The 14,513-nt window shown below is 44.9% G+C and carries 12 protein-coding genes; 6 read left to right on the forward strand and 6 right to left on the reverse strand.

Annotated features, from left to right (window positions below):
- The first annotated feature begins 110 nt into the window (after positions 1 to 110).
- Positions 111 to 2,756 (forward strand): outer membrane beta-barrel protein, encoded by a 2,646-nt coding sequence (locus tag SIO70_RS17115; RefSeq protein ID WP_320572612.1) that lies wholly within the window; start codon positions 111 to 113, stop codon positions 2,754 to 2,756.
- 35 nt (positions 2,757 to 2,791) lie between these two features.
- Entirely contained in the window at positions 2,792 to 3,325 is a 534-nt protein-coding gene (locus tag SIO70_RS17120; protein ID WP_320572614.1) for a hypothetical protein, read from the forward strand.
- 61 nt (positions 3,326 to 3,386) lie between these two features.
- Here the strand turns inward: SIO70_RS17120 and SIO70_RS17125 are convergent, their stop codons facing one another.
- Entirely contained in the window at positions 3,387 to 4,265 is an 879-nt protein-coding gene (locus SIO70_RS17125; RefSeq protein WP_320572616.1) for a phosphatase PAP2 family protein, read from the reverse strand.
- Positions 4,266 to 4,356: 91 nt separating this feature from the next.
- On the opposite strand from SIO70_RS17125, the gene SIO70_RS17130 reads away from it, so the two are divergent.
- A complete protein-coding gene (locus SIO70_RS17130; RefSeq protein ID WP_320572618.1) occupies positions 4,357 to 5,052 on the forward strand; it encodes a Sir2 family NAD-dependent protein deacetylase in 696 nt (231 codons plus the stop codon).
- A gap of 57 nt (positions 5,053 to 5,109) precedes the next feature.
- Here SIO70_RS17130 and SIO70_RS17135 read toward each other — a convergent pair whose 3' ends face one another.
- A complete protein-coding gene (locus tag SIO70_RS17135) occupies positions 5,110 to 6,435 on the reverse strand; it encodes a saccharopine dehydrogenase C-terminal domain-containing protein (RefSeq protein WP_320572620.1) in 1,326 nt (441 codons plus the stop codon).
- A gap of 401 nt (positions 6,436 to 6,836) precedes the next feature.
- Between SIO70_RS17135 and gyrA the strand changes: the two genes are divergently transcribed.
- Positions 6,837 to 9,437, forward strand: coding sequence for a DNA gyrase subunit A (gene gyrA, locus SIO70_RS17140; RefSeq protein ID WP_320572621.1), 2,601 nt, complete (start codon positions 6,837 to 6,839; stop codon positions 9,435 to 9,437).
- A gap of 127 nt (positions 9,438 to 9,564) precedes the next feature.
- Positions 9,565 to 10,818 (forward strand): hypothetical protein, encoded by a 1,254-nt coding sequence (locus SIO70_RS17145; RefSeq protein WP_320572623.1) that lies wholly within the window; start codon positions 9,565 to 9,567, stop codon positions 10,816 to 10,818.
- 131 nt (positions 10,819 to 10,949) lie between these two features.
- Here the strand turns inward: SIO70_RS17145 and SIO70_RS17150 are convergent, their stop codons facing one another.
- The 4 genes from SIO70_RS17150 to SIO70_RS17165 form a co-directional block, all read right to left on the reverse strand.
- On the reverse strand, positions 10,950 to 11,321 hold the full coding sequence (locus SIO70_RS17150) for a hypothetical protein (protein WP_320572625.1): 372 nt from the start codon (positions 11,319 to 11,321) through the stop codon (positions 10,950 to 10,952).
- A 2-nt stretch (positions 11,322 to 11,323) separates the two neighbouring features.
- A complete protein-coding gene (locus tag SIO70_RS17155) occupies positions 11,324 to 11,893 on the reverse strand; it encodes a sigma-70 family RNA polymerase sigma factor (protein ID WP_320572627.1) in 570 nt (189 codons plus the stop codon).
- A gap of 109 nt (positions 11,894 to 12,002) precedes the next feature.
- Entirely contained in the window at positions 12,003 to 13,100 is a 1,098-nt protein-coding gene (locus SIO70_RS17160) for a tetratricopeptide repeat protein (RefSeq protein WP_320572628.1), read from the reverse strand.
- Positions 13,090 to 13,665, reverse strand: coding sequence for a hypothetical protein (locus SIO70_RS17165; protein WP_320572631.1), 576 nt, complete (start codon positions 13,663 to 13,665; stop codon positions 13,090 to 13,092). Before SIO70_RS17165 ends, SIO70_RS17160 begins: the two co-directional genes overlap by 11 nt.
- Positions 13,666 to 13,737: 72 nt before the next feature.
- Between SIO70_RS17165 and SIO70_RS17170 the strand changes: the two genes are divergently transcribed.
- A complete protein-coding gene (locus SIO70_RS17170) occupies positions 13,738 to 14,499 on the forward strand; it encodes a C40 family peptidase (protein ID WP_320572633.1) in 762 nt (253 codons plus the stop codon).
- Positions 14,500 to 14,513: the final 14 nt, after the last annotated feature.

A 14,513-nucleotide genomic window follows, 5' to 3' on the forward strand; every position in this document is an offset into this window, starting at 1 on the left:
CCTATCCTGATTTCATTTGGCTTATATGCAGCAAATTAGGTCATGCTGCAGATTAGTTTAATTTTACAAGTGTCTTTCATAGCAAAAGGTGCTTGTCTAATTCCATTGGAATGAGTTTTTATAAGCACGTATTTGTTTACCTGATATTATTTGCCTCCTTTACAGTGCACGCCCAACAAACCGGCAAAATATATGGCCAGCTGTCTGATACTGTTACCCATCAACAGCTCAAAAACGCATTTATTACTATCACACAGGATAATATTATCAGGCAATCCATCTTCTCAGATCATACAGGTGGTTTCAGCGCTGACAATATTCCTTTTGGGCAGTACATCCTTAACATTTCGTTTCAGGGCCTCGCCCCTATACAAAAAGCTTTTACCATAAACGGCAATCAAAAGGAAGTAAACATGGATACCATCTATATGTTCATCCGGGTAAAAGAACTGGATACCATTGTAGTACAGGAACCTCCCATCGTGATGAAGAATGATACCCTTGAATATAATTCCAGTCGCTTCAAAACAAAAGAATATGCTGCACTTGTAGAACTGCTTAAAATGCTTCCAGGCATACAGATCCGGAATGATGGCACTATTACTATCAATGGTCAGCCTGTAGACCAGATCACAGTAGATGGTGAGCCCTTTTTCTCAGGGGAACCTTCTAAAGCACTTGAACACCTGCCCGCAGAGATTGTAAAAAAGATCCAGGTATATGCTACCAACATCCACAACAATATGCCCGGCCCACCGCCCCCACCGGGTTTCCCGGGTAGCAAAACCCTGAACATCGTATTGAAGGCGGACAAAAGAAAAGGTAACTTCGGTAAAGCTGGTTCAGGTGCCGGTACAGGAGATACCTACATGCTGAGTGGTGACCTGAACCATATGAATGGCGGTCAGCAGCTTTCTATCATTGCAGATGCAGGTAATGTAGACAAAGAGAAAACCGGCACTGATCCCATACAACAAAGCAATGGGATCAGACGGGTGATGAACGGCGGTGTGAACTACCGCGACAGCCGTAATGCTTTATTTAAGTTTAACGGCAACTACCTGGCCAATGACACCCGCAGCGAAGTTGAATCCAGATCACAGATACTCCACATATTTCCAGGTGACTCCTCTACTTCCCTGAGCCAGTTTACCAACGGAGTAAATAATATACGCTCACACCGCTTTAATGGTAAGATAGATATTAATCCGGATGAGCGGACTACCCTCAGCATCATACCGATGGTAAACCTGCAAATTTCGGATAATACCAGTGTGCAACAAAGTATGCAACATTATGCAAGTTCAGGTGAGCGGCTCTATCAATCATCCGGTACAAGCAATTCTAATAGTAATAACACACAGCTAAGTTCAAATTTCCAACTCACCCATCGTGCTAAAAAGATGGGTGAACTGCTCATGGCAAACCTGAACATACGCAATTATGAAAACAAGCGCAGCTCTTTGAACGAAACCCTGACGGAATATGCATCCTACAGCAAAAATATTCATCAGCTGACGGACAATAAAAGCGGTAGCTTCAATGTCGGTGCCAATATGATGTATACCATACCACTGGGTGAAAAATATAATTTCACAGCACAGGGTAGTTATGGTTTTAACAGGGACAATAACATCTACGACACCTACAAATTCAATGATGCCAACCAACACTATGATCAGCTGGATTCCAGCCAGAGTAATAACTTCGTCAGCAACTATCACAGCGGGGTAGCACAGGCTTCCATCAGGAGGCAGGCAGGCAAACTAAATATCACTTTAGGTGGAGGCCTGCAAGGCGATTGGCTGCTGACAGACAATGTGAGTGAACACACACAACTTTCCCGTCGCTTTATCAACGTGCTACCACAGGCGATGGTGAGTATTAGCCCGAAAGGTGGAAAAACATTGATGTTGGGTTATAACGGCAGGCCGATGGCGATATCTATACAGCAATTACAACCCGTGACCGTAACATCAGATTCTCTCTTCATACAGGAAGGCAATCCTGGTCTGAAACAACCATATACCCACACCCTTAACCTGAGTTACAATGCCATTAAGACGGGCACTATGCAGCTCTTTACCATCAGCATGGGTGCCAGTGTCACAAAACATAGCATTGCGCAGTCTACCACCTTACTCGATAATGGTGGCCAGCTAACTAAACCAGTGAACCTGGAAGGTGCGCAAAGTGCTAACATCACCCTCAATTACTCAACTTCTGCACTGGAGGGCAGGTTGGCCTTCAATATGATGGGAACTGCTGCATATTCAAAGAGTCCTGTGTTGAGCAATGGAGCACGGAATGACAGCCGTACCTTCACAACCAATAGTGATTTGACCTGTACCTACAATGACCAGAAAGGCTGGGACCTGAGCCTCAGCGTTGGCCCGGGGTATAATATCATGACGACAGGTAGTGGCGTAACGACCAACTATTTCCAAACTGGTATCACCGGTAAAGGATGCTATTCATGGAAGAACCTGGAAAGCGGGTTAACCTGGTATTATAACTTCAACAGCAGTCTGCCCTCAAATTACCAGCCCGATTTCCCCATTCTTTCACCAGTGGTACGCTACCGGTTTTTAAAAAACAGGGCGTTGCAGGCGAGTATGACGTGTGTAGATCTGTTGAATCAGCAGTCTGGTGCCAGCAGGAGTGTGAGTGCTTCGATGGTTGCTGATTCATGGACAAGGACGAGGGGACGTTACTTACTAATCAGTTTGACATACAATTTTAGGCATTTCAAATAACCATAAAATTTTTTTATAACCCAAAAATCCCTCACATGAAAAAAACAATCATTTTCCTGTTGCTTTGTGCCTGTTCCATGATTGCCAAAGCAGATCCCCCTACCAAGTATTACATTGTATCAGCCAGTAATGGGGTAGGCTACGTTGTAATCCAGACGACTAATATTGGTATTACGACTTCGCAGACCACCTCACCGGGTGTGACGGAAAGCTGGACCAATACTGCACCAGGTGGTTACTACACCAATCCTTCCGGACAGTTTTCTTATGGTGCATATTGGTCTGATCCAACCTTGTTTACGCCTGTGACGATACAGGTATTGTCAGGTTACACTGCGACTGTTTATAATGCTAATTCTGGATCTCAATCAGTGCGGATTGGCCTTGCATTTACAAAGCCTAATGGCACAGAGACGTTCTTTTATGGGCCTTCTGTGACAGTGGGATATGGGCAGACCGCAACGGCAAGTGTTCCGGCGGGAGCTTATACCTATACGGCGGCATTGCCCATTGCTTCAGGGGAGATTTATCCTACGCCGATGAGGATATTCCTGACTTATGGTGATTAAAAAAAATAAGGTTGCAGCCTATTGGCTGCAACCTTATTCATAAGATTTTATCAATCACTTTTTACATCGCGGCTGCTCTCGCTGCCAATGCCTTCTTCCGTTCCATTTCCCGCTGATGCCGGAATATACTCTTCGTCACAAAATACCCGAGCGAAGCGCCTACCCATACATCACTACTCCAATGCCTGATCTGGTACATTCTCGTTGCTCCTGTCGCAATCGCAATACTATACGTCACCCACGGTACCCACGGATGCTTCTCCCCATAAATCTCCGCCAGTGCGGTCGCCACCGTAGTCACCGTATTCATATGTCCTGAAGGGAAGGACGTATGTTCCTTATTCATAGTAAACGGCCGGTTGTAGTCAAACGGAGAATCAAAATAGGTAGGTCGTCCACGGCGAATAACAGACTTGGCAGTGGTATAGAGCAGTGTTGAAATCAACAAGGATTTTGCTGACATGAGCCCCGCATTCTCGAGTTTCCGGTCTTTTGCGATCACGCCAGCCAGGTACATTCCACCAATCAGGTAAGGGGAATACGCATTCCCAAATGGCTCGATTTGCCCGGTAATAGCATTCCATCCACTGGTATGATTGCGCAGCAGGAACTGCTTCACTTCATAATCGGCTGCGGTCATCAATATACCTGCACCACCCACGACTATACCTAAACGTATAAAGTCGCGCTTCTCCCAATGAGCAGGGCGGGACACCGTATATTTTAAATCTGTCCATATACTCTTCAGGTATACTCCATTGATGCGGTAACTGATGGCAGTATCTTCTTCCGTCAAGGGTTTATTATGCTGTATACTATCCAGTTGTTCTTTAGCGCTAGCGCTGTCTGCTGGTACATGGGTCGTATCATTCTGAGCACTGGCTGTTGTATGTAATAAAATAATCAGCGAACAGAAAATAAGCGTATAAATGATCTTCAAGGCTGGTCCATTTAGAAAATAATATATAAAGTTACGTTAAATGTTAAAACCAGTATATTCGAATCAGAAAATCATAAAAAACATTCATTGTATGAAACTGCGGATGGTTGTATTAACAGGAGCGGGCGTTAGTGCAGAGAGCGGCTTAAGAACGTTTCGTGACAGCGATGGACTGTGGGAAGGTTATAATGTATACGAAGTGGCCTCTCCGGATGGCTGGAAGAAGGATCCCCAGCTGGTGCTGGACTTTTATAATATGCGCAGACAGGATATACTGAAGGCGCAACCCAATGCTGCGCATACAGGACTGGCGGACCTTCAGGCGCATTTTGACCTGCATATCATTACCCAGAATATCGATGACCTGCATGAAAGAGGCGGTGCCAGGCAGGTTTGGCATTTACATGGGGAGATCACTAAAATGAGGAGTGTATTGGATACAGAACGTACTTACCCTTATAATGACGATATCCGATTGGGCGATCTGGCAGCAGATGGTGGGCAGTTACGACCTTTCATTGTATGGTTTGGAGAGGAAGTACCTATGATAGAACAGGCGGTTACGCTGGTAAGACAGGCGGATATTTTCGTGGTGATTGGTACGTCGTTGCTGGTGTATCCGGCAGCAGGATTACTGGATATTGTGCCGCGACATGTACCCGTGTACGTGATAGATAAAAATCTGCCGCAGGTAAAGCAGCGGCCATATTTGCATTTGATAGAGAAGTCTGCTACAGAAGGGGTGGCGGAACTGAAAGAATTATTGCAAACATATATTAAAGGCTGACCATTTGGTCAGCCTTTTTCTTTGAATGAGGGTCATTTACCATAGGAAAATATTATTCTATTCGAAACTCTCCTCAAATCGAATATTATACTCTTCCAGTTCTTTCAGAACAGGATTATAAATATCAGGTGTGACAGGTATCTGCAAACCAGTGAGGTTCACTTTACCCTGCAAAATCATCTTTGCCATAATGCCTAAAGGCAGCCCCACAGTCTTTGCCATGGCGGTACGCAGGTGATCTTCACCCTGTACTATCATGTAACTATGCAACCGTGTCGTGATACCTCTGCGTTCAAATTCTATCTCATGGATCATCACGATCATATCCTTGTCAGTCGGTTCCATGGCCAGTTTGGACTCTACGATATTCTGCAGCACGCCGGCGTTTGTAAGTGTTCCCTGGTGGATCTTTTCCCCATTCAGTAAACCTAAAAACTTCAGCTGCCGAATGATCTTTGACTTGGCAGAGATACCCAGGAAATGAGCGATGTTTTCTTCATTACTCAGGTCCTTCGCAGGTTTCAGGTTCTGACTGGCCCATTGGTAATAGGTCATATCATCTGTCTGGATCTTCGTGGTATCGTCCGTAAGTCCCAGTTTTACGAGTGTACTCCATCCCTCGCAGAAGTCAGGATACCGCAGGGTAGCGCGCATGAAGGTCTGGATATCTTCCAGCTTATAAGCTTTCATATACGCCAGTGAATCCCTGTTAGGGTACCATGCGAGTTTGCCCAGGGTAGGGATCTGAATAGTTTTGCTCTGATCAAACAGGTGCAGATAATCTGTTTCTTTGACCTTTCCTTTCTCCTTATAGATAGCGCCTGAACTACCCGCCATCACGATATTGCGGGCATTCCACGAGATCTTGTACTGCCATGGATTATCATTACTCTCGGGAGAAATGAGTCCGCCGCAATAAGATTTAAACGAGGAAATTTGTCCGCCTTTCTTTTCGATAGAATGGATCAGTTTCATGGCGCTCATGTGATCGATACCGGGATCCAGCCCCATCTCGTACATGAACAGAAGACCGGCGTTTTCAATTTCTTTTTCCAGCGCTTTTATTTCCGGATCGATATAAGATGCGGTGAGCAGATTTTTGCCAAATTTCAGGCAGTCCTTTGCTACAATAATATGTAGGGGCGGAGGGAGCAGAGATATTACAAGATCAGTTTCCTGTATGAGCTGCTGTCTGGCTGCTTCATCCTGGATGTTGATGGCTGCCGGGGTTACATAGTATGACTTGCCGGTTTTCGACTTGATCAGCATCAGGTCATGATCCGCTACGGTCACATGCCACTTCTGCCGGGGAGCATTTACCAGCAGATAATCGATCAGGCAGGTGGCCGATTTACCGGCACCAAACAATAAAATATTCTTCATGTTACCTAAATATATTCTTTACTATGGTTTACGGAACAGGGATTTAACATCAGTGGTAATAGTAATGTTCAAAATTTTAGCAAATTTCGAATTTATATTTGACTCTTAAACTGCGCTTTGTCCCATGAGACTCTGATTTTCATAGGGTTAAAAACAAATTGTTTGCCAATATTTCATTTCTTCCATATAGTAATTATTTATGATATAGAATAAATATTGGCAGTGAGTGCAATTTAAAAGATTATTCAGACTCAGCTACAAAAAATATTTATTATCGCATTGTGTTTTAGCACTATATGACAATCCCTTTTTTATTCACATTTAATGTCAAAATGGCCGTATTTCGGCCTGAAATGGCTATATTTGCGCTCATTTGTTTTTAAAGCAAAACAACCATCTAAATGTCAGAAAATACTGAAAATTCTCAGGACGGAAGGATTGTCCAGATTAACATCGAGGAGCAGATGAAAACGGCTTACATCGATTACTCAATGTCAGTAATCGTAGGTCGTGCGCTTCCCGATGTAAGGGACGGTTTGAAACCCGTGCACCGCAGGGTGTTGTTTGGTATGAGTGAGCTGGGTAACAACAGCAATAAACCCTACAAGAAATCAGCCCGTATTGTGGGTGAGGTAATGGGTAAATACCATCCTCACGGCGATGCTTCCATTTATGACACCATTGTACGTCTTGCACAGCCCTGGACATTGCGCTACATTCTTGTAGACGGTCAGGGTAACTTCGGCTCCGTGGATGGTGACGCGCCAGCGGCCATGCGTTATACGGAGATCCGTCTGCAAAAAATTGCAGAAGCTATGCTGGAAGATATCGATAAAGAAACAGTGGATTTCTCCCTGAACTTTGACGATACGCTCGAAGAACCTACTGTATTGCCAACCCGCATCCCCAACCTGCTGGTGAATGGTGCATCTGGTATCGCTGTAGGTATGGCTACGAACATCATGCCCCACAACCTGAGCGAGGTCGTGGATGGTCTGATCGCTTATATTGAAAATAAAGAGATCACCAGTGAAGAGCTGATTAAATATGTGAAGGCGCCTGACTTCCCAACCGGTGGTATCATCTACGGTTATGAAGGTGTAAAACAGGGTTTTGAAACTGGTCGTGGTCGCGTGGTAGTACGTGGTAAAGTCAATGTAGAAACTACCAAAGCCGGTCGTGAGCGCCTGGTGATCTATGAACTGCCTTACCAGATTAACAAGGCGGTACTGCACCAGAAGATTGCACAACTGGCCGATGATAAGATCATAGAAGGTATCGCTGAAGTACGCGATGAAAGTGACCGTGAAGGTATGCGCCTGGTAATCGATCTGAAACGTGAAGCGATTGCAAACGTTGTGATCAACCAGCTGTATAAATATTCTGAGCTGCAGACTTCTTATGGTATCAACAACGTGGCGCTTGTAAAAGGCCGTCCACGCGTATTGGCACTGAAAGACCTGCTGGCTGAATTCGTAGACTTCCGCCATGAAGTTGTGGTGAGAAGAACACGTTTCGACCTGCGTAAAGCGGAAGAAAAAGCACACATCTTACAGGGTTACCTGATCGCTTTGGATCACCTGGATGAAGTGATTGCTTTGATCCGTGGTTCACGCACTCCTGAAGAAGCAAAAGACGGATTGATGAGTCAGTTCGGCCTGAGCGAGCTTCAGTCAAAAGCTATCCTGGAACTGCGTTTACAACGTCTGACAGGTATGGAGCGTGATAAGATCAAGGAAGAATATGAGGAGATCATGAAACTGATCAGCCACCTGAAAGATATATTGAATGACGAAGGGCTGCGTTTCAAAATTATCCGTGAAGAACTGGAAGATGTGAAGAAACGTTTCGGCGACGAGCGTAAAACTGAAATTCAGTACCTGGCCAGCGAAATGAGAATGGAAGATATCATCGCCGAAGAAGATGTGGTGATCACCATTTCACACCTGGGATATATCAAACGTACTTCTGCATACGACTACCGTCAGCAGAAACGCGGTGGCCGTGGTGCACTGGGTGGCAAGACCCGTGAAGAAGATTATATCGAGCACCTGTTCGTTGCTTCTACCCACCATACTATGTTGTTCTTTACAGAAAAAGGACGTTGTTACTGGCTGAAAGTATACGAAATTCCTGAAGGAGAGAAGAGCGGCAAGGGTAGAGCGATTCAGAACCTGATCAACCTGCCTACCGACGATAAGATCCGTGCGATCATTGATATCAAGGACCTGGGTGATAAAGACTTTATCAACAGCAATTATATCGTACTCTGTACAGCAAATGGTATCATCAAGAAAACCCTGCTGGAAGAGTTCTCCCGCCCACGGCAGAACGGTGTAAATGCAATTACCATTAATGAAGGTGACCAGTTGCTGGAAGCTAAGCTCACAAATGGTAACAGCGAAATCATGATGGCGATTAAGAGTGGCCGTGCCATCCGCTTCCCTGAAAACACAGTACGTGATACAGGTCGTGGTGCGATCGGTGTAAGAGGTATCGAAGTGGACAATGATAAGGACGAGGTAGTTGGTATGATTTGTGTAAATAAGGACGAAAATCGTACGGTACTGGTGGTTTCTGAAAACGGTTTTGGTAAGCGTACAGATATAGAAGAGTATAGGGTTACCAACCGTGGCGGTAAGGGGGTAAAAACCATTAACGTAACGGAGAAAACAGGCCGTCTGATTGCTATCCTGGACGTAACTGAAAAGGATGACCTGATGATCACCTGTAAATCCGGTATCACGATCCGTATGGCAGTAGGCGATATCCGCGAAGCGGGCAGAGCTACCCAGGGTGTGAGACTGATCCGCCTGGATGATACTGATCAGATTGCGGCAGTAGCCCGTCTGGATGAGCAGGAAGAACAGGAGGTAGCGCAGGAGCTGGAAAACGTTGAGCAGGAGATCGCTCAGCAGGAAATCAGTGATGCTGCAGCTACCAGCGGTGAAGAGGCAACTGATGAAGATCAGGCCCCTACCGAGGAAGCACCTACTGAATAATTGATAAAATTACCGCAATTTGCCTGTGCGAACTAATGGTTAAGCAGCGGTTAGTTGTATTTATATAAAATGCTGAACTCGTAAATAATACCTTAACCATACTTATAGCAAATAAAAAAAATTGATCATGAAAAAACTATTGGTATCATTTGTCTTTTGCAGTGCAGGTTTAGCAGCTGTCGCTCAGCGTGCTAAAGTGAATAGTGCTGAGGAAGCGTTGAAAAGCAAAGATTACGCTAAAGCAACGGCTGACATTCAGGCTGCCCTGGAAAATGATAAGACCAAGAACGATGCAAAGACTTTCTATGTAAAAGGTAAGATCCTGGAAGCACAGGCTACTGAGCATAAGAGCTCTGCTGAAGCACTGCAAGCATTCGAAGCATATAAGAAAGCACTGGAAATCAATCCTAAATTGCCAGAAGCTCTGCTGGAACTGAATCAACGCATGTTCAACCTGTACGCTACCGTAGGTAACGCAGGTTATGGTAACCTGAACGATCAGAAATGGGATTCTGCATATACCCACTTCAAAGAAGCGTTCTCTATCGCTGAATTCTACAACAGCAAAAGCCTGGGTGGTTCCATTCCAACTGATACATCTATGACCTTCTACACTGGTTACGCTGCTAGCCAGGCAGGACAGAAAGATGATGCGATCACTTACCTGAGAAAAGCGGCTGACCTGCAGTTCAAAACTGAACCAGCGCTGTATGTAATCCTGGCGCAGGCCTACGAAGAAAAGGGTAACAATGAAGGTTGGCTGAAAGCAATCGAAGAAGGTAAAACTGCTTTCCCTAAAGACAAGCGTTTTAGCGATATGGAGATGATCTACTACTCCAAAACCGGCAAAACCAACGAACTGCTGGCTATCCTGGAGAAGAAGATGGCTGAAAATCCAAATGATTTCAATACAGTACTGGATTACGGTATCCGTGTAGATAACGTAGCTAACCCACGTGCAGAAGATGGTAAAGATGCTCCTAAACCAGCTAATTACGAAGAACTGATGGGTAAAGCAGAAGGTGCTTATAAGAAAGCAATCGAGCTGAAAGCAGATGATGCTACTGCAAACTTCCAGCTGGGTGCACTGTACTTTAACCGTGCGGTTGGTTTCAACAAGGAACTGAACGATATGGATAGCAAGCAACAGAATTCACCTAAGGCAAAAGAATTGCAGACTAAAGTACAGGCCCTGATGGATCAGTCACTGCCTTACTTTGAGAAAGCTGACCAGAACTTCACTGCTAAGGCTTCATCATTAGATGCAAGCGATAAGCAAACTTACCAGAGCTGCCTGTATGCATTACAGAAGATCTATGCGATCAAGAATGATAATGCAAAGGTAGAAGTAACTAAGAAGAAGCTGGATTCACTGAACTAATTATAAGGGTTCCAGGTATAAACAAAGGCCCGTAGCATTCTCTACGGGCCTTTGTTATTGTGATAAGTGTAGAATTGGCCTGCGGCAGCAAGCAAGAATTCTCTTTTTGGCTGGCGTGGTTTTGAAATTATTTACCTCGCAGGATGTGTCACAAAGTGAAACGCCCAGAATGCTGCGAGCAGCATAAATAGTATAATGATACAGATGATTGCGAGTTGTGTATGACCCGCTATCTGATCCTTCTTTTGTTTCCTGCTCTTTAATTTCTTCATCATCTGCCACTTCATCTGGCGCAGGTACACCGGAATAATTTCCTTCTTCTCAAACGCACTTAAGCCTTCCACTGCTTCACTGCACAATTCACAATCCGACAGATGCAACTCCACTTCATGCTGCTTCTCTGCCGACAACTTCCCCTGCACATAATCCAGCAGCTCCTGCTGACTCGGACACTGTGTCGTCGTGAACAAATCATTATATGCATCATTCATAAAATCGTCCATGATTATTGCTTTCCTTGTTTGCTTAATAACAACTTCAAATTTCTTTTCCCGTTTTGAATATAGCTCTTTACCTGTAGCAAACTATATCCTGTCTTTTCCGTAATCTCTGAATAAGAGCATTTTTCAAGATAGAACAATTTTACGCAGATACGTTGTTCATCATTCAGCTGTTCCAGTGCCTGTTCCATATTAGTAAGGAGCACTTCTTTCTCTGCTAAGGTAGCTTTTTCTTCAGGAGGGGCGGGATCGTTCAGGTGTTTTTCGTTTACTTCTTCCTGTCTTACCTGGTTGCGTTGTCTGAGTTGCATGAGACAATGGTTTTTGGTGACCATATAAATCCATGCTCTGAAAAACTGTACCTGGTGTTTGTTGATATCTGCTAATACCTTCAAAAAGATCTGTTGCACACTATCCCTTGCATCTTCCTCATTTTTAAGGTATTTCATGCACATACCGAGTAGGAGGATGGCGTACCTGTCAAACAGGATGCCTACCCATTGGCTGTTGTCATCGGATTTATACCGTTGCAGCAGTTCTTCGTCTGTTAATTCCTGGCTGTTCTTGATATTCACGCGATAAAGATAGAAACTTATAATATATAGATGCAGGGTTGGAAGAATTCCATAAAAAAAGGGGTCGCTACCCAAGGTAGCGACCCCTTTTTTTATGAAGAAGAAATAATTACAAACTATCCAGTGCAGACTGGGCTTTATCTTTCATTGGCCCATTCATCCGTACAACTTCTTTAAACATCCGGCGGGCTTTTCCTGTCTGGCCTTTGCTACGATAGCACACAGCCAGTTGATAACGGGACAGCTCCCCATATTTGGACTTACTGTCTGAAAGGTGTTTATACCTCGAAATCGCTTCGTTTAAATCCCCTTGCTGATGGTAGACCATCGCTGCCTTGTACAGGAATTCATCCGTACCTGTGGGTTGTACATCGGCTGTCTTTTTATCATCGTCATCATCCTTTTCCTTCTCTTTTTGAGGAGCGGGAGGGGTTTCTTTTTTCTCTGCTACGGGCGCAGGAGTTTCTTTGGCCGGTTGTAAAGTGGATTTTTCCTCCTTTTTGGCCTGTTGTAAAGTAGACTTATCGTCCTTCTGCTCTGCAGGAGGAGTTTTCTTTACCGAATCTTTTGAAGGAGCGGGTTTTGGTGCTACGGGCGCCGATGCCGTTCGGATGGTGTCCTTTTTCACCACAGGGATGGGTTTAACCTCCCCTGGTACAGGCGGCCTCCGTTGCAGGGTATCTGCCACGGGAGCAGCATGAGCCGTAGCAGCTGCCGCTTCCGTGGCCTGTACTACCGGCTGACTATGACTCGTCTGAATTGGTTCTGTTTCTTTATCAGCTGCCGCTATCTGCTGTACCGGATTCATCGCCCTGAACCGGTTCTGGTGCTGTACCAGATAAAACCCGCCAGCACCTAGTGCTACGGCCGCGACTACCCAGAAATATATCAGTAAACTTTCTTTCTTCTGCTCCAACCGCTGATACCGTTCTACCTTCTGCGTAGTCGATACCTTGCGCACACTATTACGGATATACTGCTGTATATTCACTGACAGGGGTTGGTACTGCTCTCTATGCTTTGCCTGCGACAATGTTTGCAACGCATCAAAACAAAGATCACAATCCACCAGGTGCTGTTCCAGCAAATGCTTTTCCAGGTCCGTGAGCCGTCCGTCTAAATAACGGGGCAACTGGTCCCTGTTCATACACCTAACCGTGCTGAAGATTTTGAGTATCTTATCGTTATTTTCCAAATTACTGCTCATAGGAATGTTTCATCAGTATTGAAGCCATATGCTGTTTAGCATTTTTCAGGATCTGCCTGGTTTTATCGATGGAATACTTCTTACTCGCGGCCAACTGGGCCAAAGGCTGTTGTTCCAGATAAAATTTCGTCAGGAATGATTTCTCCTCACCGGGCAATTGACTAATCGCCACATTCAGCTGCGCTATGAGCTGCTGCTGTTCCTTTTGGTTCATAGCAGCATGTTCAACCCTGTTTTCAACTTGCTGGATTTCTCTGGATTCAGTTGTAGAGAAGAAGGGCAGGTTCCTGTCAGACTTATCCTGGATGGCCTTTACATTGTAATGGATCCACTCATTCACCTTATGAATGGTTTGGGTCTTCAAAGAATTACTCAGGCGCTGTAGCAGCACTGGAAACACTTCGTCCGCGCCCCTTCCGGGGGCGGTATTTAAATAGGGTAGACATACGGCCACCATGAGGTGACTATACCTTTCCAAAAGAACACCTTCGGCTTCCTGGTCTTTCAACTTTCTCGCCCTGGATATTAATTCTTTGTCCGACAAATTAGTTAACTGCTGTAGCATAGTGTTACCTATATTTACATATGAGAACCTAAAAGGTTTCATTTAGACATATAATTATTTTAGACAATTAATATGCCATATGCAATTACGGTGGTGCCTGTCATGCCTTTAAGGGCAGAACCTGCCCACAGAAGTGAAATGATCTCACAGGCATTGTGGGGAGAATGCGTAACCATCACAGTACACGGACAAGATGGCTGGGTTAAGGTAAAATGTCAGTACGATGAATACGAGGGGTGGGCGACTATTAACCACCTGGAAATCATTGAAGAAGAATTATTTAATGCGCCCTATACACACTACACTGCCAAATGGGTCAACACTGTCAGTATGAACGGTCAGCCTATGCAGGTTCCTTTGGGCTGCCTGGTAAAAGCCACCGATGAGGTTGTAACAATTTGGGGAAAGTATACGGTACAATTTGAGGAAAGCCTTTTAAAACCATTTTTGGACGAGGCAGGCCTGCGTGAACGGGCGTTTCAGTTCCTGAATACAGCCTATTTGTGGGGTGGAAAGTCTGTATACGGCGTGGATTGTTCCGGCTTTACACAGACGGTATTTAAGACACTGGGGATCTTATTAATGAGGGATGCTTATCAGCAGGCCACACAGGGTACGGTAGTAGATTTTTTACAGGAGGTGAGACTGGGAGACCTGGCGTTTTTTGACAATGAAGCGGGTAGGATCACGCATGTAGGGATCCTGTTGAATGATCACGAAATCATACATTCTTCTGGTAGGGTAAGGGTAGATCCGATAGATAATCAGGGTATCATTAATTCCGGGACAGGCGTGCGCACTCACAACCTCAGAATCATCAAACGATATATCTGAAACAATATGCCGGT

Origin of the sequence: Chitinophaga sancti (assembly GCF_034087045.1) — a bacterium.
Lineage (GTDB): Bacteria > Bacteroidota > Bacteroidia > Chitinophagales > Chitinophagaceae > Chitinophaga > Chitinophaga sancti_B.